This is a genomic window from Methanosarcina baltica (assembly GCF_055394095.1).
Genome location: NZ_AP042463.1, coordinates 3,045,892 through 3,072,554, shown reverse-complemented (window position 1 = coordinate 3,072,554; position 26,663 = coordinate 3,045,892). Strand labels below are relative to the sequence as shown.

The window sequence follows — 26,663 nt, the reverse complement described above, 5'->3', positions numbered from 1 at the left end:
TTTTTCCCATACAGCTTCCTGAATATTATTACGGGATGCCATTTTTAGAGGGTTTTTTTCAGAGAGGATTTGCCAGCCAAAATCCGGAATATATTCAGGAAAATGCTGATTTTTTGAGAGTATATAAGCAAATATATATAGAAAACCGGAAAATGAATTATTCGTAACAATTCTTCGATTCCAAGTTACATTCAAAAACCCAGACTTTTTGAGATCCACCCATTAATCAAAAAATACCCATTATAGTCAGATTCCAAAATTCTCGAACTAACCTCGAACTAACCTCGAATTAACCTCGAATTAACCTCGAATTAACCTCAAACTAATCTCAAAAGAAAATTTAAACCACGGAAGACACGGAAAAAAGAACGATGGGGATACGCCATTTAAGGTTGCTCTGGTGTTTTTAGTCTGGTTTCGGGTTTTTAGTTCGGTTTCGAGTTCTTAGTCCGGTTTCGGGTTTTTAGTCCAGTTTCGGGTTTTTTAGTCCAGTTTCAGGTTTTTAGTCCGCTTGAGTGAGCGCAGCGAGCGAAACGGACCGCGGGCTCCCGAATCGCAACTCGGGTGCTGAAACGAAAATCGGGCTCTCAAATCGCAACTCGGGAAGGGCAACTCGGCTTTGGAATCGATAAACAAATTTCCGGAGATGTTTCGCGAATGGAAATCAAATCGATTGATTCATTTATACCAACCCTCATCGCGTGCGTTGCATCAAATGATGACGCCGACAGTGCAATTGATTTCGCCGTTGATTTTGCGGCCAGGCATTCAATTTCCCCGAAAATCCTGTTTGAGCTTACTCCAATCTGTGAAAAGGAGGAAATGTTCCGGGAAAAGTATGTTTTTGCCAGGGCCTGCGCCGATAGCTCAGACGGAAAACTGCGGGAAGACGCCTACCTGCTTGCAGGTGATACGGCTTTTTTCCTGAAGCAGAAAGACCGGGCCTTACAGGACTATCTGGCAGTACTTGACCTGAACCCCGAAAGCCCCGAGGCCCTTGCCAGACACGGTTTAACTCTGACAGAGCTCAACCGGCCGGAAGAAGCCATCCAGGTCCTTGAAAAAGCCCTTGCTCGGCATCCCTTCCACCTGGATACCCTCTGCAATTACGGCTATCTCCTCCACCGCCTGGGCCACTTAAACGAAGCCGAGAGAACCTTCCGAAAAACCCTGGTCCTCAACCCCATGCACGTAAACACCCACTGCCGGTACGGGATCCTCCTCTCCGAACTCGGCCAGAATACAGGTGCTCTCTACCACTACAAACGGGCCCTCGACCTCGACCACATGCACGTAGAATCAAACTACCGCTACGCCCTCTTCCTCGACCGGGCCGGAAAACCAATCGACGCCGAGGCCCATTACCTGACCGCCCTCATGCTCGACCCGAACAACCTCCCGGTCCACCGCAGCTACGCCCGGATGCTCTCCGACTGCGGCCACATCGACGGGGCCAGAAAACACTTCCTGTACGCCCTCGACCTCGACCCCGAAGACGTCGAGACCCTGACCGGCTACGCCCTCCTCCTAACAAACTTCGGCCACCGCCACGCCGCCGAAGTCCAGTACAAAAAAGCCCTCGATTTAGATCCGAACAATATCAGGGCCCTGCACGGCTACGCTTATCTTCTGAAAGAAAAAGGGTTTGAGGGAAGATCCGAGGAGATGTACAGGCGGGCGTCTGCTCTGGAAGTTGATAGTTAAGGAATTGATATCAGTTCAGATTTTATTTTGGGGATTGCTCTATACTCATACAGCTTGTGTTTTTGTTGGTGGAGACGTTTGGTGTGTGCATTCAAACCACGGAACACACGGAAAACACGGAAAAAAGAATGCAGGAAGACGACTATTACGGTTGTTCTGGCGTTTGTTTTTTAGTCCGCTTGAGCGTAGCGAAACGGACCCCGTGCTCCCGAAGCGGAATTCGGGTGGTTAAGGAATGGTAGACAAAAATACTTGATATTATATTTGACTCAGTCCTAAACTGAAAGAATCCATAGGCTCGCCGCCGGAATTGAGATTTTTTGAGGGAAATTTCCGGGGGTGGGTTTAAAGTGGATGGTCTGGGGAGGCCGGGGGGTTTACTTTTTTTGGGGCCGGATTTTTTTTGATTGGATTTTTTGGATAGGTTGGGGGCCGGATTTTTTTGAAGGATTTTTTCAGAATTTGGGGGTGGGGTTTGATTTTTGAGATTTCTAAGAAAAACGGGGCAATCACACGTCTACGAAGCAGGCGGCATAGTCCAAAATTTAAAAAATACAGATCAAATGATGCAAAATTATTAATTAGTTGCTTCATAAGAAATATGAAACCGTAAATTACAGGTGAAAAGATGGAAACAGATATTTCAGAATCAGATCCGGAAAGTAAAAATGAACAGATGAAGGAAATCATAAACCAGCAGTATGAGAACCAGGGAAAAAGTATTTTCATTTCCTCTAAAAAATATGAAAAAACAATTTATGATACTGTTGTAATACCACATGCTGCGGATTGGAACAAATTATCCGAAAAGGAAAAATTTGCTTATGAACTCCTTTTAAAGAAATCAAAATTGCGGTGATGCCCCCACTGAAAGCATAGGCATATGTTTACACCACCGCTTAAACCCAATAAAAAAAGAGATGGGGTTGATTATTAGATTCAGCAGAACTTCACGAACAAAAAATAATGAACAGATATCAAATAATATTCCGGTGATTTTCGAAAAATAGTCCATAAGCACAGCAAGATGGTATTCGGCTGAAATATTATTTATATCAATGGATGAAAATGTCCAGTTCATACAAAAAACGTAAAGGCAAATAAACACAATTATATAGTTGTTACCGCCATCTCATTAAAAATATTCAGATTATAAAGGTGTATACAAATATAGAGGCGAATCATGAGATTAAAACAAATTACAGTTGAAGGGTTATTTAATTTATACGATTACAAAATTCCCTTAAATATAGATGAAAGAGTAACTGTAATAATTGCTCCAAATGGTTATGGAAAAACTACTATATTTAAACTTATTGAAGCAGCAATCAATGTTGACGTATCGTATATGCAAAAAATACCATTTAACGTGTTTAAAATTGAATTTGAAAAAGAAACTTCATCTAAAGACATCGAAAAAATATGTAGTCTCAAAGTTATAAAGCAAAGAGTTATTCAAGGCAATGATAGAATTCCAGTTGAACTAATAGTATATAAAATAACTAAATCCAACGGAGATTCTAATGATTATCAACTGATGCGAGATATAGAAGAAGAGAGGAATGATTATGAATTTAGAAAAACTATAAGAAGAATAGAAAGACAAGAAGAAATTGAAAGAATAGAGCACAATAAATGGAAAGATTTGAGTACAGACAAGATACTAGATATATCAGATTTGATTAAAAGTTATGGATATTTAGTTCCTCCTCAATATTCTTACTTTACTGATTATTATAAATTAAAAGATGAGTTAAAAGATATAAAAATTCATTTGATAGAAGTTCAAAGGCTAATGAGATACGATTCCCAAAAAAAAGATCCTCAGGAATATCGTTCTAGTCGAGCAAAAAGAGAGCCAATTCCAGCTGTTATCAAATATAGTAGAGATCTTACAAAAATTATAGAGGACAAAAATTCTGAATATGCAAATGTATCTCAGAAACGCGATAGTACATTTCCCCACAGATTAATCCAAAATGTGGGTTCATCTAATATCAAGATGCTCGATGAGGAAGCGATATATGAGAGGATTCGAGAGATAGAGGTAAAAAACCAGAATCTGATGGAGTTGGGTATTTTAGAGTCTAGAGAATCCAATGACTTACCTCAAGAAAAGATGACAGATGAAAGAAGAAGAGTCCTTACACTTTATATTGAAGACACAGACATTAAATTATCTGTATTTGATGACTTAGAAAGAAAAATAAGTCTGTTGGAAGAGATAATTGATACACAATTTTCAAATAAGTCAATTGAAGTGAAAAAAGGCAAAGGTTTTATTTTTAAGCTCAAGAATGGCGAAATTTTAACTCCAGACAAACTATCATCAGGTGAGCAACACGAAGTCGTAATAAATTATGAATTACTGTTTAAAACAGAACAAAATTCTATAATTCTAATTGACGAACCTGAGATCTCATTACATATAACATGGCAAGAAGAAATAATCAAAAATTTACTGAGGATAGCAGAACTTAGTAAACTAAACATTATTATCGCTACACACTCACCTCAAATTATTGATGATCGTTGGGATTTAACAGTTGACCTCGAAGAAGGTGAAGGTCAATGAGAAATAAAATAAAAGCTGAAGCAATTGCAAATGAAATATGTATGAATAAAAAATATCATAAAGGCGCAATTGTTTTGGTGGAAGGTCCCACAGACAAATCTCTTTTTAACAAGTTCGTAGAGAATAAGTGTTGTTATATAAAAGATGCTACAGGAAAACAAAAAGTAATTAAAGCAATTCCAATCATTAAAGAAAGGAAACCTAATTTAAAAATTTTTGGGATTGTTGATTCCGATTTTTATCGACTTGATGATAAAGATATTAATAGAGATATTTTGATTACAGACACTCATGATATTGAAACTATGATGATTAAGGCTAATGCTCTTGATAATGTCGTGAAAGAGTATGCAAATGAAGTAAAATTAAAAGATTTTTTTGAAAAGAATGATAAAAATATTAGAGAACTATTATTAGAAAGTTCTATTTGGATTGGATATTTATTATGGATATCTCAAAAAGGATTTCCACTAAGTTTCAAAGATTTAGATTTTAAAAAATTTATTGACAATAAGAACTTAAAGTTTAATTTAGAGTGCTTTATTTTTGAAATATTAGGCAAAAATGGAAATTGTCAATATGATGCACAAACTTTGATAAATAAATTAAAAGAAGTATCTGATCCAGCACATGATAAATGGCAAGTTTGTAGAGGGCATGACATGGTAAAAATATTGAGTTTGGGGCTTCAATATATATTTGGCATATGTGACTGTAAAAAGTTAAATGAACAAGATCTTCATGATATTATTGAATCGAGATTAATAGAAGGTTATGATCTATCAGATTTCATTGAGACTGAACTATATAATTCAATAAAAATATGGGAAATAGAAAATAATCAAGTTACATTAAACCCAAGCTTATGAAATTTCAAATCCAGTGACTTCTTAAATAAACACGCTTTTCGATATTTAGACTCATTGTATACGAATAAATATATATTTAAGGTGAAAACCCAGACCTTCTCAAAACAATTTTCCTCCAACCTCTTCACCGTACACATTCGCGTACATCTCAAACTCCCCACTCTCCTCATCAAAAAACAATCTCTAACCTCACACACATTTCAAGAAAGAAACTCAACGAACTTCTACTCAAACCAATTATCTGCCAGCCTCTCCTCTTCTCCCCCCTGAAAACTTGCATAAACCTCATACTCCCCACTCTCCTCATCAAAAACGAACCTGTAAACCGTCTGGAAATAGGCCCACTGTTTTACATAAGCATTCCTTGCATCGCTCAAAACAACATTGACCGCCCCGTTTTCTTTATAAACTGAATAGACGGGATAATCAACCTCCTGCGGAACCCCTGTCCTGTAAAGTTCCCCGGCCCTCGCTGTATAAACTGAAGCTTCCGGCACGTCCCCGACCACGGACACTTTTTCAATAAACATGCTCCGCTCAATTCCTGTCCAATAGCTGAATTCCAGGACCTTATAGTGAGTGGCATTATACGGATATGCGCTCAGGAAATCACCGGTGGATTCGGGATAGGTATGCCAGTAATTGAGATCGACTCCTTCGACCTCAGCCACATTTTTGACCAGCAGTAATTTCGAAAACGGGGCCACCATAAGCCAGACGAGGAGCACAATAAGCAGGACCGTGTAGACTTTTTTTCCCTTTCCGCCCATGAAGGTGCAGAAGTTCTCGAACCTGCCCTCTAATTTTCCCCTGCGTTTCAGTTCTTTTATCCCCAGAACGAAGAGAGGCAGGAGGGGAAGGAGGTTAATCAGGGGGTCGAAAAAATAAACGGATCCCATGATTAAAGAATCGGTGCTGAATGGATAAAAGGGACGCATTTTCCAGCTTGTGGAGTAATCGAGGTAGCAATGAAGAAAAATTGAGGAAAACCCGGCTATGGTAAAAAGGCGGTCTTTTGTTTTTAGCCAGATAATAAGCGTTATCAGGAGGATGAAAAGGAGAGAATGCATGAACTCCCTGTGGCCGAGGATGAAAAAAAGCTGGTTTCGAGCTGTATGGGTCAGGCCGTCACTGACCAGGAAAAAAAGAATGTGGGGAATAAAGTCCAGGTCCGGAAGGATTGAGAGGAAGGCAACTGTTTTAAGGCGCTTTCCTTTGAGGTTCAGAGCGAGGGCAATCAGGAGACCGAATCCGAGGTGTGAGATTGTGTTTACCATGAATTATTTTCCGGGTTTTATGGCTTTCGGATAATGACAGATTTCAGCGGCGGAATGAAACGAGAGTAAGGGCTAATAAGGCGGCGAGGAGTGTGAATGCTGGGATGGATTCAGAGGAAATTGAACTTGAAGAAGGTGATGTAGTTTGTGATGGGACTTTTCCTTCGTAGTATTCATTGGAAATAGTACAATAGGCAACTGTGAAACCACTTTCCACTAGAGGTTCTGGACTCCCATGGTCATAAATTGCATAATATATATCTAAGGGCAATGATCCTCCAGCCCATCTATCAGTTGTTTTTGCTAGCCACTCATACTCTATCGTAGAGTTCGCCTCTAATATTTTTGCTTTCGAGTAGCCACCGATTTTTGAAGTTGGACCATCTATAATTTCAAAAGAACTCTTTTCCATGCAGAATAGTGACACATAAACATCACTTTTTTGATTTACTGTTAAATTAATTTTTATATAAAATGGTTCCCCTATTTTTAAAATCGGTTTTGCCACTTCTGTTCCCGGTAAAAGTTTATCGTTAAAGTAGACATCATAAGTGTAGACATCCCCATATGGATTATACGCAGATACCACATTTGTCATTAAAATTAGCAATAATCCGACTAAAATTATTTTTATTTTCATATTTGCTCCCCCAGATCGAATAAAAGATTTTCATATGAAGTAGAATTTTCAGTAGAACCTCCCGCTTTATCTCCAACACCTTTTGGACCTGGGCCTACAATTGTGGTAGCATAACCAGCGAGATGAAAAGTAATTACTTCGTTATACCCTAATTTTAACGCAATTCCATTTTCATCTTTTTTAAATGGATGTATTATTTGTGAATTTTCCCTCACATACCTCTGCCCTTTATGCCCAAAATAAGGAACGGGAATCACTTCATTATCGTTGTCAGTAACAACAAACTTATCATACATTCCAACAATCTCATAAGTCCATACATTTATGGTAAAAACCCAGTGAGGAGGAAGTACAGGCAAGCCACAGGGAACTGCTTTCATAGTCTTCTGCAATTTTTTGGAAACTTTATTCCCAAGCTCCTCACCAAACCTATCCACGCTCTCGTTTACCATTCCATTCAGTTCACTATCGATTTGCTCAAAACAGGCATCGATCATGCCCCCTCTGCTTACCGTGACAGCACAAATTCCATTGGAAATTCCTGTTCGGACGTCAGTGTCTACACGGTTCAATGCAGCATCGAGTTCATCCCCGGTTACTGAAGGATTTGAATTCTTGATTTCTTCTTTGATTATAAAGGAAAGTTCTTCCGCAAGTTCACTGCTGGAAGACTTGTTTAGAATTTCATCATAGGAAAGCCGGCCCAGATGATTGAAAACAAGCATCTGAACTTTTTGCTCCGTTATACAATCCAAAATAACAGGATTTGCACTCACTTCAGATGCAATTTCTTCAGTAATCCTGAGTTTCATCTCTTCCACATAAACCCGCTTCAGATCATTGACTTCCTGATCGAGTTCTCCGGTATCCAGCGAAATTCCCTGTTCACTCAGGTTCTGCTCAAGCAGGGCCACTTCTTCACTCAGGCTCTGGATACTCTGACTGATTTGCTGTGAAGTCTCCGTTTTCACATATTCCGTACCTGAACCAAGAGCATCTGCGATTTCTTCGGAAATTCCTGTTGTGAAGACACAGGTGTTCCGGACACCCAGAGGATAGATAGTCCTTCCTCTGGGATCTTTTAACTCGTATTCTCCCCTCAAATCAAAATCCGGATCGTGATAGAGATAATTAGGTTTCTGATCGATGATCAGAGTCATGTTTTCGGTCCAGTTGTATTTGCTCTCAGGCCAGCCGGTTACGGTTATTGTGGATATGATTCCCATATCCTGGCCGAGGGCCGAGGCAGCTTTCTCGATTGCCGGATTATTAAAAAGGCTCATGGAACCTGAAGTTACACTGTCCAGCAGGGAAGTATCCATTCCCTTTTTATCGAGAGCGTCAAGGACGTGTTTATCCAGGCCTTCATCCAGTTCCCTGTTTTTCTTGAGGATTTCATTATGAAGTTTATTATAAGCTTCGTTCCTTGCGATATACCGGGCCGCATCATTTGAAGTGTAAATATTCCCGGCCGGGGTTTGATGCATGTTTTTATTCACATAGGCTTCCCGGCTTTGTTCGAGGTCGGCGGCAAGTTTTCCGGCCGTGGCAAGTTGAAGATCTGTTGGATCCCGGCCCGGGTTTTCGAGAAGCGAATAATCAAAAGAAGGGTCATCTGACTCAATTGAATCGAGCATCGCCAAAACCTCTTCTCCCATTACTTTATGAAGCCAGGGCGGAATGTCGCAATGAACTGTTTGCTGGTGCAGGGATTGTAAATTCGGGAAAAGTGTGTGCTCCATTTCAATTTCCATGAGGTTGACATACTCGGCACGGTATTTGTCGGCGGCGTCGGAGCAGCAGGGGTCGAATCTTTCGGTTCCGGAAACGCTGACATTGGTTTCCCGGTATTCTCTTTCAATGAGGTCAGAATAGGTATCAAGGCCCGCATATCCTCCCGTGGGCGGGCGTTTGTGGTATATAATCGTCAGGTTTTCGGTTTCCGTTTCAGTGTGGGAAAGAGATTCACTATCTGTTTTGCTTGTGGTTTCCGAATCGGAACCGCTGCTTCTTCTTCTATGCACTGTTGTAGTAGTATTTCCATCTGCTCCTTCGCTTGTAGTTGTCCACTTGTACCTGTATCCGTACCCATAGTTAATTCTCCATTTTGTTTTTATTTCGTAAGAGATGGTGTACTTTATGTCCCAATCAAAACAGTGTCTTTCCCAGTCCAGATAACCCTCTGTCCTGCTATCCTCTAAAAGATGATCATTACCTCTGTATACATAGCTGGGCGTTACCTTTACATTGGTGATTTCCACATCATCAAACCTACTTACTGAAGCAGATGAAACCCACCATCTGTACACACGCCCCTGTGGAGGAGTAATAGAAGGACTGACAGTCTTTGAATAAGAATTGTCCTGATGATCACTCCATGAATAGGACGGCACAAGAGCCCCTTCATGCTCTCCAGCAGTATCATAGGAAGCCCTCCAGCTAACGGAATCAGTTCCATGAGACACCGACCTCGGAGAAACACTTTGACCTATGGAACTACTGATAGGATCAGGAGGATTAAAGCCGTCCCTCTCAACCTGCCCCTCCACGTCAGCTCTGTAGATATCGTAAGTAATATCATGAATCAGGTCAGGAAAGTCCTGGTCCCAGGCCCGTTTATTGAAGACCCAGTCATCGAGTACTCCTTCGGTATAATCGGAGGCTGCAACCGTTATTTTTGAATTTTCAGAGAGGTCGTCCAGGGAAGTATTGGCGTCTTCCAGAGATTTCTCGATTCCTTCCTCCGGATCGAATTCAAAGGACTTGTTAGCGGCAAGCGAGTCATAGGTTACTGACATGTTCCCATTCTCTCTTTCAAAAGAAGAAGAGTTTACCTTGCTCGCCTTCCCCCGGGCGGCCCCCACATCCTCGTAGAGCACTTTCCCGTTGTAGTAGGTGGTGTACGTCAGAGCCAGCGGGTCCACGGAATCAAAAACTCGCTTTTGAGTGTAAAGCGCGGCCCCGTTTACGGCGCTCGCGAGGGACGGGTTGGTGAAAATGTTCAGGGGGCCATTTGCATAGCGCTGCCAGGGGCCGTAGGTGAATGTCCTCAGGTTCATGGCTCCGAGCACGATGTTTGAAGCAGAATCCGGGCCTGAACCTTCCTGGAGTTCATTTTCATATTCCTTGACGAGGGATTCCAAAAGAGGTTCGCGGGAACATATTAGAGTTGAGACGGTCATGCTCCTGTTTTGAGTCTCGCCGGTTTCCAGGTCCACGAAGCTGTAGTTCAGGTTAGGGATTTTAAAGACGTAGTAGATCGTGTAGGTTTTGCCGGTCGGGTTGATTTCCCTCCCAAGGCTTCCGTTTACATTTTCGATGATGATCTGCTCAGGTCTGATGTCGGGTTCCACGTTTATGGCGTAGTCCATGAAGGTGTGCATCTCGTCCTGATAGTTCTGGTAAAGTAAACGGTTCAGGCAGTCAGCGGTAAGGTCTTTTATAGGACTTGACCCGATTGAAAACCAGTCCGAGGCTTTGAGTTCTTCCCCGGAATAAAGTTCAAGGGAAGCGTAGCCGATTCCTGCGGTTTCCGGGATGTTGACCGTTTCTTTGAGGGAAACATTGTGCAGGAATCCCGTTGCCTGGCCGTAGTTTATGTTCTTTATTTCAACTCCATCCGGATCTTTTACAATAAGGACGACATCCTTGTTTTTCCAGAGGACTTCAACCCGGCCCCAGACGTCGGTTGGAAGACTCATTTCGATTTGCAGGGAGTCTCCTTTCTCAAGCCACTGGGTTCCGGGAGTTACGGAAAAACCGTCTTCGGCCATTTTTTCTACCTGCGTGCCCTCGGGCTGGATTACCGGGTGTTCTCCCTGCCACTCCAGGGCCTCCATCCCGGCGTAGTTCAGGCAGCGAGCAAGATCGGCAGCTGCAAGGTTGACGGCCGTTTGCCTGGGGTCACTTTTTTCCGTGGTGTAGATGGTTTCGGCGATTTCGCAGTCCATATTAAGGAGGTAGGCCGAGGCGAAAGTTGCGGTCAGGAGGATGAAGATACCTATTACGGTATAGGGGATATAGGCGTCACTGTTACGAAAAAAAGATGCCTTCTCTTCTGGTGATATCTTCCCCATCTGTAACTCTGGCCCCCCGGCAAAACACCATGGAATATTAATTTATCAATGAAGTAAAAAATATTTAACTCTTTGCCTGTTGGGGTATGTTTCAGTTCGGAAATTGCTCTATACTCATACAGGTTATGTTTTTGTTGATGGAAACGTTTGGTGTGTACATTCTCAAAACACCGAAAAAAACGGAAAATAACGGAAAATAACGGAAAATAACGGAAAATAACGGAAAAAGAATGCAGGAAGACGCCATTTAAGGTTGCTCTGGTTTTTTTCAGTCCTCTTGAGGGAGCATAGCTCCCGAAAAGGACCCCGTGCTGTTGCGATTTCATCGCAACTCCCAGGAAATCTTTGATTTCCTGTGATCCCGAAGCGGAACTCGGGTATTTAAAGTCCCGGCATACTCACCGGCCATCAGGCCGGTTTCCGTGTCTTTCCGTGTGTTCCGTGGTTGAAAGCTCTCATGCCATTGATTTTGAATAGAGAACTTCAAACGACGCAGGTATATTCATACAAGTTTGGTTTTCAGAATTATATTGGGGTATTGCCTTGCATTTTGATGCAAAAATTCAGAATTTTAAAACTGAGTGAGTATATCTTATATCTTAAAAACCGTGACCCGGGTTTACCGGACCGGCTTATCCTCTCATTCCTTTCCCGTCTTTATATTCTCCCCAAGAAAAACCTTCATACCCACAGGAGAAGCCTTCCCGTAAATTCCCTCCAGCACCTCAAGCAGTTCATCTTCTCCGCGCCAGAAGGGGAATTTACCGAGCCGCCGGGGAAGGGCCGCCGGAACCGAAGGGATATGGACAACACCCGCAGCTCCTTCCTGTCCGGTTTTTTCAAATGCCCGGCCCCAGAAAATTCCGGGGTCCAGGGAAAGTGCTTCGGGAGGAAGGAAAGGCCCCTTATCCTCTTCTTCAAGGACAGGCAGAGGGCCTGCTTCTTCTCCCATTCCAATTTCCATTCCCGGCCCCGGGCCGGCAGAAGAACCCAGCGCAGACAGAAAATCGTCCCGGTCCACCCCCCGTAATTTGAAGAGCAGGAAAGGATCCCGGTCAAACTCCTCGGCCATCAGGTAGTAGACGGCCGCAATGTGCTTGCAGGGGACCGACCAGTCCGGACAGGAACAGTCAGTATCAAGGTCATCGATTTTCTTCGGGAAAAGGGAAAGTCCGACCTCCTCGAAAACGGACTCAAGGCCCTCGGGCATCTCCCCTGCCAGGAGTTTTGCCGCAAATATGGGTTTTCTGGCAAGTTCTTCGGCAAGCCTGTCCCATTCGGAGGCGGTCAGGGTCCTGACCTTGATCGTCACGGCATAGGGTTTGGAACTCGAACCCTGGACCTTTGACTTTACAAGCCCGGTCTCGATTTTTATGGACATGACCTGGCCCTTGCGGGCATAACTTTTTCCACGGGTGAGTCTGGCTCCGATATTGAAACTCTCAAGAACCTCAATCCAGCGCCTGGCCCACCAGTTCTCCCCAAATTTGCCCCGCTTCGATTTTGCCTTGATTCCTCCTTTAACGGCTTTCGGTTTTGAGGGCGCGTAGCCGTATTCCCAGTAAGCTGCCATTGTCTTTTTCTCTCCTTTTTTTGTCTACCTGTGTTTGTCTGCCTGTGTTTGTCTGCCTGTGTTCGTTTGCCTGTGTTCGTTTGCCTGTGTTCGTTTGCCTGTATCCTGCCTGCGGCTGAATTATTCTCCGAGGGCCTCTTCCCGCAGGGCAAAGAGGTCTTTGAGTTCCTCATTGGACATTTCGGTTAGCCACTGCTCGCCTGTGCCCACGATGTTTTCGGCAACTTCCGTCTTGCGTTCGATAATCTCGTCTATCCGTTCTTCGAGGGTGCCCGCACAGATGAACTTGTGGACCTCCACGTTTTTCTCCTGTCCAATCCTGAAAACCCTGTCTGTCGCCTGGTTTTCCACAGCCGGATTCCACCAGCGGTCAAAGTGGAAGACGTGGTTTGCCCCGGTCAGGTTCAGGCCTGTTCCCCCGGCTTTGAGGGAGAGGACAAAGATTGGCAAAAACTCTTCTTCGGCCTGGAAACGCTCGATCATGAGGTCCCGCTGTTTCCTGGAAACCGCTCCGTGCAGGAAAATGACCTCGCAACCGAAAGTGGCCTGAAGGTGCTCTTTGAGGATTTTGCCCATTTCCGCAAACTGGGTGAAAACAAGAGTCTTTTCCCCGTTTTCTATAATAACTTCCAGCATCTCCGTAAGTCTCGCAAGCTTTCCGGACCTCTCCGGGATGCTCGAATTATCCTTCAGGAACTGGGCCGGGTGGTTGCAGACCTGTTTGAGCCGGGCAAGGGCCGAGAGAATGAGGCCCCGCCTCTGGATACCCTCGGAGTCCTCCATGGCCTTTTCTATATCTTTCAGGACAGCAGCATAAAGGGAAACCTGCTCTTTTGTGAGGGAGCAGTAGGTCTTCATTTCCATTTTCTCCGGAAGGTCAGTGATGATCGACCTGTCGGTCTTCAGGCGGCGGAGAATGAAGGGGCCGGTGATATCCTTTAACCTTCGGGCCGCATCCTGGTCATGCTCGGCCTGGATCGGGATGAAGAAATTCCGCTTGAACCCGGCCTGAGTCCCCAGGAAACCCGGGTTTAAAAATTCCATGATGGACCAGAGGTCTCCCACGTTGTTTTCCACCGGGGTCCCGGTAAGGGCAATCCGGTATTCAGCTTTCAGGCTCCGGGCCGCCACCGCCTGTTTGGTCACGGAATTCTTGATGTTCTGGGCCTCGTCGAGGACCACACCCGCCCATTTTACCCCTTTAAGGAAAGCAAGGTCCCGGTGGAGCAGCCCGTAGCTCGAAACCACCAGAGCGTGCTTTTTTGCTTCCGCTTTAAACTCCTTTTCCTTTTTCCGGTTGACTCCGTGATGGACCATAACCGACAGTTCCGGAGTGAAACGGGCGGCTTCTTTTTTCCAGTTGTTAATAACGGAGGTCGGACAGACCAGGAGCACGGGTTTTTTAGATTTTCGGTTTGCCCCCTCTTCCCGGTCTTGCTGGACCAGAGCCAGGGTCTGAATGGTTTTTCCAAGTCCCATATCATCCGCAAGACAGGCCCCCAGGCCCCACTGTCGGAGAAATGCCAGCCAGGAATAACCCCGGACCTGATAGGGCCGAAGCGTGCCGGAAAAAGTGGCAGGGGCCGGGAGTTCTTCAAACCCGGCTTTTTCCTTTAAGCGGCCAAGGAGGTCCTCAACCCAGCCGGAAGCTTCCACGCCTTCGAAATCCAGACCCTTTGCCTTCCCGGAGCCCTCGACCCCGATGGCCATCTTCACAATATCCAGGGCACTGACTTCGCCTGTCGGGTTTTGCTTCCAGAACTCGATTGCGGCCCGGATTTCCCTGTCGTTTACCTCGACCCACTGCCCCCGAACTTTCACAAGCGGGGTTTTGAGTTCCGCAAGGGCCTCAAGTTCCTCGATTGTGAGCTTTTTGTCCCCGAGAGCCATTTCCCAATCGAAATTGATAACCTTCTGAAGGTCCAGCCCGCTTCCGATCTGCAGTTGCTTGCTCTCAACCTTTGCCCGGCTTTGCAGTCTGGCTTTTGTGCCCTTCCCGGTCCACCAGGCCGGGAGCATGACCCCGAACCCGGCCTGGTTCAGGGAAATCGCCTTTTCTGTAAGGAACTCGTAAGCTTCCTTTGTGTCCAGAGGGTGGCCTTCAGGGTCCGGATTTTCAAGGCTTGACTCAATCCAGGACATGATGCCTGCGGCCTGGCCCAGAGAAAAAAGGAGAAACTGACGGATGTTTTTCACGTCATATTTTTGCAGGGGACTGGTTTTTCCGGGTTTCCAGGCGTCTTTTACCGGAATCAGAAGACTCGGGTCATCGTGGGCCTGGAGGAGATAGCGGACATTCCACATGCTTTTGGGGATTTCGAAACCTTCATATTCTTCCTCTGTTTCTTCCAGCCCATTTTTTCCCTCAAGTTCTTCAGGTTCTTCCAGGCGAAAACAGAGCCTGAAAGGAGATGTTGTCATAACAACAACGGGACGCTTCCACTCCATGAGCTGGCCGGAAAGCTGCAGTATCTCATTACTTTTCCCGTAAATGAGACTGTCAGGAGAGGAGGGCCCTCCCCGGAGGGCCGAAACCCAGGCGTCGTGTACGCTGTCAAAAGAAGGTTTTTTACCCCGCTTTCTCTTCTCAGGTCCGGTCTTCCCTGAAACTGTGAAACGCACCAGGTAGTCCAGGGCCCCGGAAAGGAACTCTTTCAGGACCTGCGTGGCCGGAGTGTCCGGAGGCAGGTGTGCATCCGCGGGGGAAAGGGCCCGGGTCGCGGGAGGCATTGTTTTTGCGTGTCCGGCCAGTTCCGAAGCGTGCGTTCCGGTATAAACCGGCTCCCAGCGGGCCCTGAATTCCCCGGCTTCGAGCCGGATTCCGGGTAGGTAGGCCTGTCCTGCGACCAGGCTTCCGGCAAACTTCAGAACCTCAGTCCACCAGAGCAGGTCGTTTCCGGAAATTAAGCCGGGGGCCAGGACTTTTTTACCCATGACGGAACAGAGCAGGTCGGAAGCTTCCCCCATATCGAGAGGAAAAGCGGATATGGTCCAGGGCAGGAGGGTAGGCCGGGCCTTTGAAACCGGCATTTCTGCAAGCATGGAACTTGAAGGAAGCGGATAGCGGCCCAGGCCAGGAAGCCAGGCACTGACCTTTACCGGGCTTTTTTTCTTCACCGACAAACCCAGGGAAGCCAGAGCCACGCCCAGCTTTTCGGCCCCGGAGTCGTAAGGATAGGGTTTTGCTTCCGGCATTTCCGGGATTCTGCCTCTTCCGGAAGGGAGTTTACTTTCATCTTCCAGAGGGCTTTCTCCCCAGACAAATAACTGCTTTTCAAGCCAGGCCGCGTGCAGGATGATCATGATTATTACCTTTTTTACTTTATATCATTCAATTCACCACAAAAGATATAAAAATCATGGGTTCCGTAAAGGTTTTCAGGTAAATTTCGAAATTTCAAAAAAAAAGATGAATGTTAGGAGAAGATTTTCAGAGATTTTTCAGGAAATTTTTTGAGAATTGCTTCAAATTCCCGGTCAGTTCAAATTTCCCTAATTTTTTTAATAAGGGTCCGATCGGTCCTGTCCACCTCGAATTTCGCCACGGCTCCGACCCTCATTCTGTTGAAGTCTTCCCTGCTAAGCCTATAGACCACTATTTCGTTTTCCACGCAGAGGTGGGTGCGGACAGTGTATTCGATTTCAGGATAAACGGCCTTTATTTTTGCTTCCATGGATTCATTTACCAGAAAGTCGGAGGAAAAGGAAGAGGGAAGGGTCCCCCCTTCGATTACTGAGGGAAAGAAACTCTCAAAGCCCGGGCCAGCTTCGATTCCCTCATAACTCTCCCTTAGCAGTATAAATTTTTCATCCCCTTTTATTCCTGTAATGGTTTTCTCTTCTATTGCTGCTTCTTCAGTGACCGGGGAGATGTAAATTTTAAGTGAAAGGAAAATTAGGGCCGCGAGAATAATTAGGGCCGCCCGCTTCAGGTGTACAGTATCAATATCCAGTATCCCCCTTTTTTTATCTTTTCCCAGTCTTCCCTGTTTTCCATATTTCTCTTGCTTTTCAGTCAGGCGGCCTACCCCCGGATAATACTGGTCAATGTAATTAAATAATCAGTAGTTTGCCATACTATTGATGAAAATTATAAGTGATTTTAGCAGAAATATACTATTATAGATAAGAAGTGATAAAACCAAATAAACTTTTTGACCTGCATTAGATAAGTTAACAGGAAATTCATTATTATATAAACCAAAAAAAGAATGCAAAACCCCACAATTTCAGCTCAGGCAGCAGGGGGGTCCCCATCCTCGACAGTTCCGGCTTTGGCGGAACTGGCAGGTGGGGGAGGAATGCGTTCAAACATTCACAGCCTGAATTAAAGTTGTACTGCTTGCTCTTAATCTGATGCAGTTTTTCTTAATATTGACACTTGTAGTTATCATGTTACCGAAAATATCACACAACGTGAAATATCCAGTTGATCTTTTGCCCCTGATAAAACCGGTCCCTTTTTCTGTTATTACAAGATCGAACTTCCTAAGGCCAAACACTTTTCCAGTAGGAATTTTTTTCTCTGATCGCTTACCCCTTGTTTGCTGGTAATCGCCTGCAGGGATGTGTTTTTTATGGTAAACCGTATTATCCAGCTTTACCGTTTGTCCGTCCTCGCAGCAGATGGCAACAGCATCATTATAGTGGGTTTTAGGGAGCCTTAAAAACTGCTCTCTTTTGAACTTTGTCTCATATCCAAAAGTTTCTTCAAACTCCCAGTCTGACTTTTTAAGCTGGCTTTTGATAATGCCCATGTGGGTTGCATGTTTGGTTTTTGATTGCTTTTTCTTTAGCTCAAACTCTCCTGCATGGAGGGCCTGGTGACAGGTTTTGCATAAGGTAATCAGGTTTTCCGGGGTATCGGGTCCACCATCTGATCTGAAAATGATGTGGTGACACTGCAAATGCTTATCCTTTGATTTACCTTTGCAGTGCTGGCATGTGTACCCGTCCCGGTCCAGTACGAAAGCCCTGGCGTTGTAGAAATCCTTCAGTGGACCTTCCTGATACTCAATACCTGAAACTTCCGGATTCGTTATTTTGTGAATATCAAAGGAAGCCGTTTCGACCTTCCACTTTGTAACCGGTAAGATGGATTCCACAAAGTTCTTTTCTCTGATATGGGACTCTAGCTTACTCCTGATTGAAGGGGCCAGCCTTCCTTCTTTCCTTGAAGCTACCCTATTATTGAACCTTGCGGGCCTGTACCTTGTTTTCCGGCCTCTCCGGTTTCTTCGGTACATCCTCCGTTGATCCATCTTTTTAGAAACATCTTGCCTTAATTGAATTTCTGACTGATAAACTACCTTTCCGTTAGCAATAGCCGTACAGCCAACAACTTTCGAGCCTGAGTCTATGCCTGCTATCACGGGCTGAGTGTACCCACTACTCCCGAAAATCATTTTAATTGTAAATGGTGTAGTTCTCAAAACCCTGGCCTTGCCTTCCCTCAAAAGCTTTCTGGCCTTTGAAGGTTTACAGGGCATTAGTGGTTTTTCGTTCTGGTTTTTAATGTAAACTAACATAGAGTTCACCTCCATTTTTTGGAGTTATGCGTATTGGGGGCTATGGAGTCAACCCACCAAATCCGACTTCCTCTTGATCTGATACTGAAAGGTTTGTATGATGCAAGCACTGTCCCTACCTTTCAGGACTGTTTAACCGGCATCCTTAGAGCCTGAAACTGAGGCGGCATTCCAGGGTAACTATAATATTCTTTCGTATCGGCTGCCAGTATTATAAAGCTCCTTACTGGCGATCTGGTCAACCAGGGACTTGCCGAAACAAGCCCCTTACTCTAAAATCTTAGCCTGAAGGCTAAGATTTTAGGGAGGGGTAATTGACTGTGGGGCTGCCAACTTTCAATATCCTTTCCAAATTTTCCCAAAACATTTTTTCTAAATATTCATTCCAAGAGTTTATTTTTACTTTCTCACTTTCCTCAGGTTCAGGAAAACAAGAGAAAACAGGAGCCAAACCCCCGCAGAAACGAGTTCAAAACCGGGCATACCCTGAGATTTTTCCTGTTCAGCGCCTGTCTTTACGGTTTCCGAGCCTTCAACTCCCTGACCCTCATCTTCACCGGTGGGCTTCTTTTCTATTTCGGAAGCTAAATTTCCACTGGCTTCCGGGCCTTTGCCCGTAATTGCAAAGGAGGCAAATTCCGGAGAAACCCCGGCCTCGAAATAGAAGAAGCCCTCGTCCTCGTCCAGCCGACTGGTCGAAAGGGAAACCCAGGTCCCGTTTTTGCTATCGTACCTGCAAAGGGAGATTGAAGATTCATTGATACCGTTTTCCCTGACCCAGGCCTTTTCGACCTTAAAACCAACAGTCGCGTTTCCGAGGTTTTCCGGGCTGGCCATCCCGCCACTTCCGACCCAGATGTTCAGGTTTTTGTAGACCGTACCGTCCGGGAGGCCTGTTACAAGCATAGACTTTCCTTTCAACATCTCGACAATGGCCGTTATCTTTCCAAAAGACCGCCGGGCATCAAATTCTACATACTTAACACAGGTCACATTCCTTGAAAAATCAAAACGGGCGCGGTTACCATTGCTGACAAATTTTTGAGCAAGTTCCTTTATTTCCACGTTGCTTGCAGGTTCAGAAGAACCGCTACCTCCACCACCACTGCTTCCTCCGGAATTTCCGGACGAGTCTTCTGACAATGGGGTATAAGAGACCAGAGCTTTTACAGAGAACCCTTCCCGGGAGTAACCCGTAAATTCATAGTATGAACCAAGGTCCTCATAGCTCGTCTCAAGCCTGGTGACAGTCCCATCATGCAGGCTCAGAATGGCAAAGTTCTTCGGCCCTCCTCTGAAGTCCACATAGGCCTTCGGAGCAGTCATTACAATATATGCGTCCGTTACGTCAGGTTCTTCGGGCCAGTTCTTTTCAATTGACAGGGAGTAGGCGACCTCAATGCTTTCCGCAAAACTTTTCCCCGCAAGCTGAAAAGCTTTTTTTGTAGAGTTATCGGGCGTACCCGGCACCACAGTGCTTGTAAGGTTTATACTGCTATTGAAAAGCCCGGAAAGGTTTCCTGAAAGTGTTGCGTTAAACGAAACCAAGACACGGGTCAGGTTTCCTCCAAGGTCCAGAGTTTCGAGGGCTTTTTCAAGGCCTGCTCCCGTATAGTTGCCGGTCCAGTTCCCTCCATCTGTGTTAAAACCTGCCCCATCTGCGTAAATGGAGAGGGTCAGGCCGGGGTTTTTAACCCTGAGCATGCTGTTGTCAGAAGAAATTTCTAAATTATCACCACTGGCACTGATTGTGATTTTTCCTGAACTGTCGTTAATTACTGCCTTTTCATCCCCTCTGAAAAGCGAAGAAATAACCGGCTCCGGGATAAAAGGCCTCACATTGATCAGAACCGTTTTCCGGGCTGTCCCGTTGTAGTTACCCACCGTCAGCTCAACGGTATACTCGACGGAGGCCTCTTCTCCTTCTTCTGTCCGGAAGACCCATACAGGTGAAATTTCATTCGAGTCTTCAACCCCGTCCCCGTTAAAATCCCAGGCCCGGGATTCTACATTCCCTGTAGAATTGTCCTTAAACCGGACGAACAGAGGGCTTATTCCTTCGGAAGGTTCGGCCGTAAAATCGGCCACAGGATAAATGGGCTCCTGAACTCTTATCACAACGTCGTTTTTTGAACTGTTTCCGTAAGCGTTGCTGACAGTCAGGTTCACTGTGAAACTGCCTGCCCTGCTGTAAGTATGTACGGGATTCCTTTCAGTCGAGCCGTTTCCGTCCCCGAAGTCCCAGGTATAATTAAGCGCATCTCGGGACCTGTCCGTAAACTCTACGGTCATGGGCCTTACGCCAAGGCTGCGGTTGACCGTAAAATTGGCCACAGGATAAATGGGCTCCTGGACTCTTATCACAACGTCGTTTTTTGAACTGTTTCCGAGAGCATTGCTGACAGTCAGGTTCACTGTGAAACTGCCTGCCCTGCTGTAAGTATGTACGGGATTCCTTTCAGTCGAGCCGTTTCCGTCCCCGAAGTCCCAGGTATAATTAAGCGCATCTCGGGACCTGTCCGCAAACTCTACGGTCATGGGCCTTATGCCAAGACTGCGGTTGACCTTAAAGTTAGCAACGGGAGGGAATTCTTCCATAAAAGAAAGTAGAGGTAGGTAGTCGGTATTGTTTTCATCAAACTGGAAGGGTAGCACACAGATCCCGTCTCTGTTACTGTCCTCGTGGGTCTGGCTCCATCCGCTCCCATTCGGAGAGGCCCAGAAGTTACCACCCAGGTAGGGACCGCCAGCAATGTTCGGGCCTTCAGTCCTGCTGGTGTTCCAGATGTTGCCGGAGTTTATGCCTTCAAAATATGTGTTGTTTGTGTTGTTGAAATCGTTGTTAAAGATAGTGTTACTGGCTGAATCAAGCAGAAAGATCCCGTAAACATTTGCCTTTACAGAATTGTTGACCAGTGTATTGAAATAAGCCTCTTTAAGGGCGATGCCGCATGTGTTTTCCGACAGAATATTTCCTGAAAACACATTATAACTGCTGGACTCATCCAGCGAGATGGCATATTCATTCCCTGAAACATTGTTGACGGAAAAGGTATTCTGGCTGGAACTGACAAGAACGGAACCACAGTAATTTAAATATATTCTGCTGCCTGATATCGTATTACCGCTAGACCCAAGCATTCCTATGCCACAGTAGCATTCCGAAAAATCATTGTTCTTAATAATACAGTCATTAACCCCATCAAGAAGTATTCCGCAGTTGTCGTTGAAACCTTCTATGGTAAGTCCGGTTATGGTCACGTTGTCCGCTGTTATGTAAAAAACGTTGCCCGGGTCTCTGGCCAGAACAAGTGCGGGTTCTCCTCCACCTTCTTCCATGTCGAGGACCGAGCTTATCGTCAAACTTTTGTCCACATGCACGTTTTCCTCATATGTACCCGGCCTAACAAGAATAATTGCACCGGTAGAGGCACTGTTCACTGCTGCCTGTATGGAATTGAAATCCGCGGGCTGATCATTGTCAACCGTGAGGTAAACCCCTGAAGAAAGTTCAATGTTTGCGAAGGGGTAAAACCTGAGAGTATCGGAATCAGCTACCCGGAACCGGATACTATCCGTGAGGGGGATTTCCGAATCTCTGTACAGGTAAACATCATCATGATTTTTCATTAACAGGCGGTCTCCGGATACTGAACTTACTTCCATTTTGCCAAACCGGGCCCCTTCCTCAATTTCAAGGGAAGTGTCCGAAGCCTGGAATATGCCCTTAACAAATACCCCGTTCAGGCCTACATCATTGAAAATGTTCCCAAAATGAACCGCTATTTGCGGGACCTCAAACAGGGTTCCGGCCGGAGCAGCCCTGTAAACATAATCCTGATTTATGCCGATGAGCCCGGAATCGAGCAGGACACCTTCCTTTTCCAGCTCGATGGATACCTGATTTTCGGCAGGGTCAACATTGGCGATCCTGAGGGAATAACCGTCTCTCAGAGGCAGGATAGATCCTGCATAGAAGCGTTCGTTCTCCGATTCATCGAGAAGCACTCTGCAGAGTTTGCCTTCCGAAAGCAGGTCCAGGTCTTCTGCCACAAAGGTCGTATCTCCTGAAGAATATCCCGCAAGGTATTTTTCTGCCATAAACCAGACTGCCTGATATGAACCCCATTCCCTGTACTCAAATTCCGCGTCCACGGGAAAACTCAGGTATTGCAATGTTCCTTCGGGAAGTTCTCTGCCTTCAATGGAATTGACTCTTAGAGCCTCGGAACTTATACCTGTCTTCGGGTCATAGTGCAAAGCCGCAAAATTCAGGCCTGTCCATACCCGGGCTGCGGCCCCTTCGGCTATTTCTCCATGGACTTCATACGTGCCTGAGGATGTGTATTCTTTAGATAGATAAAAACGGAGTTCGTCATCATCGATAACTTTGAATTTCAGGTCTCCGGCAAGCACCTGTTCCGAATCACGAACAAGGGAAACGGCTTCAAAATTTCTGAGCTGCAGGTAATCGTGGCTGATAGTATCAACCTCAAAGACCCCAAATTCATCGCCAGATCCAATCGTAAAGGCGTTAGCATAATCGATTAACCAGAGTCCCTGGACCTGTACAAAACCCTTTCCTTCTTCATCCAGCAGGACATCGTTTATGTGGGCTCTGAATACTACAATGTCATTTTCATATTCGATATCGTCAAGGTCCATGATCCAGCTTGAGTCAAGGTCGCCCGTTTCAATGATTTCATCATCGACAAACTCCCCGTCCTTTGTAAATTCCAGCCAGACCTTTTTACCATCAACATCGATCTGCTTGGCCTCAAGCCCGTAGCCGTATCCCAGGTCAAGGATTTCCCCGGTCCGCAGGGTGTATTTTTCATCATCGTCAAGGACCAGCGAGGCAAGTTTATCAGGAGAAGTGTTCAGGGGCACAAAAAGATCCCCGAAGAAGCCCAGCAGGTCATACTGCTCACCAGCCCAGTCCTCTCCTTCATATTCGTAAGCGGTTTTTCGGATCGTTGTCCTGTATTCAAGGCCTTCTTCAGGGATTTCCCTGGCTTCCCCGGCATGCAGGACGGAGAGTTCTTCCCCGATGGCTCCGTTCTCCAGGTCATAATAAAAGTCAACGAAAGTCCTGCCGTCTATTTGAAGGGCTTCACCATTTGCATTAAGAACCGCCCAAAGATCCGGACCACTGTAAACCGTACTCCTGATTTCCAGACTCTCCCTGCCAATTGGCCGGATGGCGGGCTCAACAGCCAGGCCTTCATCCGAATTCTGCTCAAGATCCCTTATGATTACGAGCTCGTTTTCTTCCCCCTGGAATATTTTCTCAAGCTTAAAGGTAAGGGTGACCTGATTTATGCCATTCGTTGATCTGTTGTAATAGTAATTGCTGCCTACGGGCAGGATCTGCTCGTCCAGATAAATACCATCTTTTGTTAGCGAAAATAAAGCCTTGTCCCCATTAAAACCGATGGCTTCCGGCTTCAGGACGTAGTCCTCTTCAAGCTCTAACTGCCCCAGCTTTTCCAGGACTATTTTGTCATCAAGGGCAACGGTATTGAGGTCGGAATTCCGGGTATAATCCGAAGAAAATTCAACACAGCTGGTGGATTTTCCTCTGAACACTCTATTTACACTGAGATCCAGAATTTGCCGGAGGCTTCCATCCCCTGAATTTTTCCTGAAGTACTGGTAAGCACTCGCCTCTTCAAGGACGTCCTGATCTACGACCACATTGTCTTTCAGAAGAGAAGCAAAAGTCCCTTTATTATTGGAAACCTCATTTATTTCCAGCACATAACCGTCACCAAGGTCCCAGGAAGCTCCGGAATCCACCAGGACCACAGGATCAATATCAACTGTGTTTTCATCAGAGAAAATGGTATAATCACCTGTCAGTTCCACATATCGGACAGAATCGGAATAAAACAGGGCTGATAGAGGGACTTCCAGGATGGTCTTTATGTTTCCACTGCCTGTATCCTTTCTCTGGTAAATGTAACTTTCACCCCCAACGTTCACTCTCCGGTCCACAAGAACATTATTTTTTTTCAGGGAAAGGATACAGCTCTCACTTTTGAACCCCACATCCTCCAGCCCGAGGGAATATGCATTTTCAAGTTCCAGTTCCTCTCCGGCCCTGAGGATAAATACAGAATCGATGGCAACTGTGCCAGCGTCAGAATACTGCCCCTCTAAAAAAAACTGGGCAGTCGAATCCACGGATCCCTTGAATACAGACTCGACCAGAAGGTCTATAATGACCTTATTTTCTCCATTGTAAGACCTGTTATAGTAATAATGGTCTCCTGCTTCCACGAATCTTTCACCAAGAAAATCCCCGTTTTTTGAAAGACTTACGAGAGCTTTATTCCCCTGTTCATCAACTTCGACCAAGGTGAATAAATAGCCTTCATTTAACTCCAGGGACTCTCCGGGCCTCAGAGTATATTTGTCCCCGACAACCGGGCCGGAGCCGACAACGTAATCTCGAATTCCTGCACTCTCAATGTATTTGTCCCCCGTAGCCGGCCCGGATATGGGACTGGCAATATAATATATATTCCCGGCTTCCAGAATGCATTCTTCAAGAACTTCCTCGCCTTTGAAAAGTTTGACAAGCACCCTGTCCCCATTAGCGCTAAAGTCAGAAACCCGGAGGATATAGCCTCCTTCCAGTTCCATTTCATTTATCGGAACCTGCACCTCATTTCCCGAAACCTGCAACTTTGTATTTTCCAGGCTCAATTCCGGGAAATCAAATTCAAGCGACTCAGACCCATAAGGTCTGGCTTCTGCTAAGGCGCTCATGGATAATTGCCTCCTTTCGGAGAAGCCCTCCGAAGTTTCGGAAACTACCTCAAGCCTGCCGGGTGAGACAAAGTTTATCGAACATAGCCCCTCATCCGGGGAGTTTTCGTTTACAGCAGCCCGAAAATAATCACCGGGATGAACGGAGATTTCAATTGCTGTCCCCACACCAGATCCACTAATCAGGATTAGAAAAATCGCGGATAAAAGTATTATATTATTCTTTATTCTCCACATGGTAACCTCTGTAATATAATTGAATAAGAATTTATAAAATAATTTTACCTGATACATGATAAACTTATTGACACGTGATGTGAAAAAATAGAATGGGTTTGGGAGCAATATATTCACTGGCTTTGAGTATGCTGGCTCTGAAAGCATATTTTTAAAAACCGGTGAATAAACGGGTTCCTGACTTTTCTGCAATGTTTTTTAGGAAATACATTTAGATATTATGTTTTTTGTCCGGAAGCTATTTTAGCCATAACCTAATTCAAGAAATACATCAGTATTTCACAAAAAGTTCATTGGGTTCACGGAAGCACCCCGGAGTTAAGGAGTTCTTATAAAATGTTTCAGACAGAACCGATACTTTATTTGCAGGCCCTAGCCTCCGACTGGCTTACACCCCTCATGCTTGCGATTTCTTCCATGGGCACTGCGGCCTTTTTTGCGGCCGTGATAATCGGAATTACTTTCGGGGTCAATTTCCGAAAGGGTTTTTTACTTTTCCAGTTGCTGCTCTGGACGGCGGCTGTTACTGAGATTTTTAAGGTTTTGTTTGCGTTTCCAAGGCCTTATTTTGTGGACTCGAAAGTCCTGGACCTTGAAAAGGGACTGTCTTCCGGATCTGCTTTTCAGGGCAAAGGCGCAAAAAGTTTTTTATCCCTTCCTGAGAGGGAAGTTTTTGAGGCATTCCGAAACCAGGTAAGCTCTTTTATGGCTTACGGCTTTCCTTCCGGCCACGTCTCGACGACAACCGCCCTCTGGGGTGGGACCTCCCGGATTTTTGAAAACCGGAATATTGGGAGACTGGCCCCGGGCGTGGTGGTCCTGATGGCTTTTTCAAGAATGTACCTGGGCAGGCATTTCCTGGGAGATGTGATAGGAGGAGCTTTGCTGGGACTACTTTTGCTGCTTACATTTTCCCGATTTCTCGGGAGCCCCCTGGCTGAAGCTTTTTTCAGGAAAGAAAGCTTTGTCCCGGTCTTCAGGGGAAAGGGGCCCAGTGTCCTGTTTTATTCCTTTATGTTCATTGTTCCCCTCGTGCTTGCAGCCTCGTCCCTGATAGGCCCGGATGTGGCAGGTTATCTTACAGGAACAAATGCGGCCTACCTCCTTGTGATACGAAAAGGGCTTCCCGACGACCACGGAAGCCCCGGTAAAAGAACTGCTCGGGCCCTGGTAGCACTCCTGAACTTCGCCATAGCTTCCTGCTTTATGGCGGTCGGGATCTATCTGATGGAGGGTGCCGGGATTCCCGGAACAGGGATTTTCCAGACAGGTTTTCTCGGCCTCGACATTCTTGAATTTGCGGAAGCTTTCGTCCCGGCGGCCACGATATGGATTTCCGTGGAAATATGTTCCAGGCTGGGGTTGTATGGAAAAGAAGAGGCTGCAGGAAAAAGCAGTGAATGAGGACAG

General features: G+C 45.5%; 13 protein-coding genes. 5 read left to right on the top strand and 8 right to left on the bottom strand.

The features are described 5' to 3' along the window. Positions 1 to 657 precede the first annotated feature (657 nt). The 4 genes from ACZ5QV_RS13475 (at position 658) to ACZ5QV_RS13460 (ending at position 5,148) form a co-directional block, all read left to right on the top strand. A complete protein-coding gene (locus ACZ5QV_RS13475) occupies positions 658 to 1,704 on the top strand; it encodes a tetratricopeptide repeat protein (RefSeq protein WP_464600297.1) in 1,047 nt (348 codons plus the stop codon). Positions 1,705 to 2,332: 628 nt separating this feature from the next. Next, positions 2,333 to 2,563 carry a hypothetical protein gene (locus ACZ5QV_RS13470; protein WP_464600296.1) on the top strand — a complete coding sequence of 77 codons (231 nt, stop codon included), beginning with the start codon at positions 2,333 to 2,335 and terminating at the stop codon, positions 2,561 to 2,563. Positions 2,564 to 2,887: 324 nt separating this feature from the next. Next, positions 2,888 to 4,279, top strand: a complete 1,392-nt coding sequence (locus ACZ5QV_RS13465; protein WP_464600295.1) for an AAA family ATPase — start codon at positions 2,888 to 2,890, stop codon at positions 4,277 to 4,279. Further along, positions 4,276 to 5,148: a DUF4435 domain-containing protein gene (locus ACZ5QV_RS13460; RefSeq protein ID WP_464600294.1), complete on the top strand. Its 873-nt coding sequence runs from the start codon at positions 4,276 to 4,278 to the stop codon at positions 5,146 to 5,148. Before ACZ5QV_RS13465 ends, ACZ5QV_RS13460 begins: the two co-directional genes overlap by 4 nt. A 224-nt stretch (positions 5,149 to 5,372) precedes the next feature. On the opposite strand, the gene ACZ5QV_RS13455 is transcribed toward ACZ5QV_RS13460, so the two are convergent. The 8 genes from ACZ5QV_RS13455 to ACZ5QV_RS13420 form a co-directional block, all read right to left on the bottom strand. Continuing rightward, complete coding sequence (locus ACZ5QV_RS13455) at positions 5,373 to 6,425, bottom strand: metal-dependent hydrolase (protein WP_464600293.1); 1,053 nt, start codon at positions 6,423 to 6,425, stop codon at positions 5,373 to 5,375. A gap of 43 nt (positions 6,426 to 6,468) precedes the next feature. Next, positions 6,469 to 7,065 (bottom strand): sarcinarray family MAST domain-containing protein, encoded by a 597-nt coding sequence (locus ACZ5QV_RS13450; protein ID WP_464600292.1) that lies wholly within the window; start codon positions 7,063 to 7,065, stop codon positions 6,469 to 6,471. Continuing rightward, positions 7,062 to 11,141, bottom strand: coding sequence for a DUF7286 family protein (locus tag ACZ5QV_RS13445; protein WP_464600291.1), 4,080 nt, complete (start codon positions 11,139 to 11,141; stop codon positions 7,062 to 7,064). Before ACZ5QV_RS13445 ends, ACZ5QV_RS13450 begins: the two co-directional genes overlap by 4 nt. Positions 11,142 to 11,781: 640 nt before the next feature. Next, positions 11,782 to 12,714, bottom strand: a complete 933-nt coding sequence (locus ACZ5QV_RS13440) for an SWIM zinc finger family protein (RefSeq protein WP_464600290.1) — start codon at positions 12,712 to 12,714, stop codon at positions 11,782 to 11,784. A 120-nt stretch (positions 12,715 to 12,834) separates the two neighbouring features. Further along, positions 12,835 to 16,017, bottom strand: a complete 3,183-nt coding sequence (locus ACZ5QV_RS13435; protein WP_464600289.1) for a DEAD/DEAH box helicase — start codon at positions 16,015 to 16,017, stop codon at positions 12,835 to 12,837. A gap of 179 nt (positions 16,018 to 16,196) precedes the next feature. Further along, positions 16,197 to 16,388, bottom strand: a complete 192-nt coding sequence (locus ACZ5QV_RS13430) for a hypothetical protein (RefSeq protein WP_464600288.1) — start codon at positions 16,386 to 16,388, stop codon at positions 16,197 to 16,199. A gap of 633 nt (positions 16,389 to 17,021) precedes the next feature. Beyond that, positions 17,022 to 18,242 (bottom strand): RNA-guided endonuclease IscB, encoded by a 1,221-nt coding sequence (iscB, locus tag ACZ5QV_RS13425; protein ID WP_464600287.1) that lies wholly within the window; start codon positions 18,240 to 18,242, stop codon positions 17,022 to 17,024. Between the two features lie 399 nt (positions 18,243 to 18,641). Further along, positions 18,642 to 25,016 (bottom strand): S-layer protein domain-containing protein, encoded by a 6,375-nt coding sequence (locus ACZ5QV_RS13420; protein WP_464600286.1) that lies wholly within the window; start codon positions 25,014 to 25,016, stop codon positions 18,642 to 18,644. Positions 25,017 to 25,589: 573 nt separating this feature from the next. On the opposite strand from ACZ5QV_RS13420, the gene ACZ5QV_RS13415 reads away from it, so the two are divergent. After that, complete coding sequence (locus ACZ5QV_RS13415) at positions 25,590 to 26,657, top strand: phosphatase PAP2 family protein (protein ID WP_464600285.1); 1,068 nt, start codon at positions 25,590 to 25,592, stop codon at positions 26,655 to 26,657. The last annotated feature ends 6 nt before the right edge of the window (positions 26,658 to 26,663 follow it).

Coding starts and splice junctions, on each gene's coding strand:
- ACZ5QV_RS13475 (WP_464600297.1), top strand. CDS start 658: ATGGAAATCAAATCGATTGATTCATTTATACCAACCCTCATCGCGTGC.
- ACZ5QV_RS13470 (WP_464600296.1), top strand. CDS start 2,333: ATGGAAACAGATATTTCAGAATCAGATCCGGAAAGTAAAAATGAACAG.
- ACZ5QV_RS13465 (WP_464600295.1), top strand. CDS start 2,888: ATGAGATTAAAACAAATTACAGTTGAAGGGTTATTTAATTTATACGAT.
- ACZ5QV_RS13460 (WP_464600294.1), top strand. CDS start 4,276: ATGAGAAATAAAATAAAAGCTGAAGCAATTGCAAATGAAATATGTATG.
- ACZ5QV_RS13455 (WP_464600293.1), bottom strand. CDS start 6,425: ATGGTAAACACAATCTCACACCTCGGATTCGGTCTCCTGATTGCCCTC.
- ACZ5QV_RS13450 (WP_464600292.1), bottom strand. CDS start 7,065: ATGAAAATAAAAATAATTTTAGTCGGATTATTGCTAATTTTAATGACA.
- ACZ5QV_RS13445 (WP_464600291.1), bottom strand. CDS start 11,141: ATGGGGAAGATATCACCAGAAGAGAAGGCATCTTTTTTTCGTAACAGT.
- ACZ5QV_RS13440 (WP_464600290.1), bottom strand. CDS start 12,714: ATGGCAGCTTACTGGGAATACGGCTACGCGCCCTCAAAACCGAAAGCC.
- ACZ5QV_RS13435 (WP_464600289.1), bottom strand. CDS start 16,017: ATGATCATCCTGCACGCGGCCTGGCTTGAAAAGCAGTTATTTGTCTGG.
- ACZ5QV_RS13430 (WP_464600288.1), bottom strand. CDS start 16,388: ATGGAAGCAAAAATAAAGGCCGTTTATCCTGAAATCGAATACACTGTC.
- iscB (WP_464600287.1), bottom strand. CDS start 18,242: ATGTTAGTTTACATTAAAAACCAGAACGAAAAACCACTAATGCCCTGT.
- ACZ5QV_RS13420 (WP_464600286.1), bottom strand. CDS start 25,016: ATGAGCGCCTTAGCAGAAGCCAGACCTTATGGGTCTGAGTCGCTTGAA.
- ACZ5QV_RS13415 (WP_464600285.1), top strand. CDS start 25,590: ATGTTTCAGACAGAACCGATACTTTATTTGCAGGCCCTAGCCTCCGAC.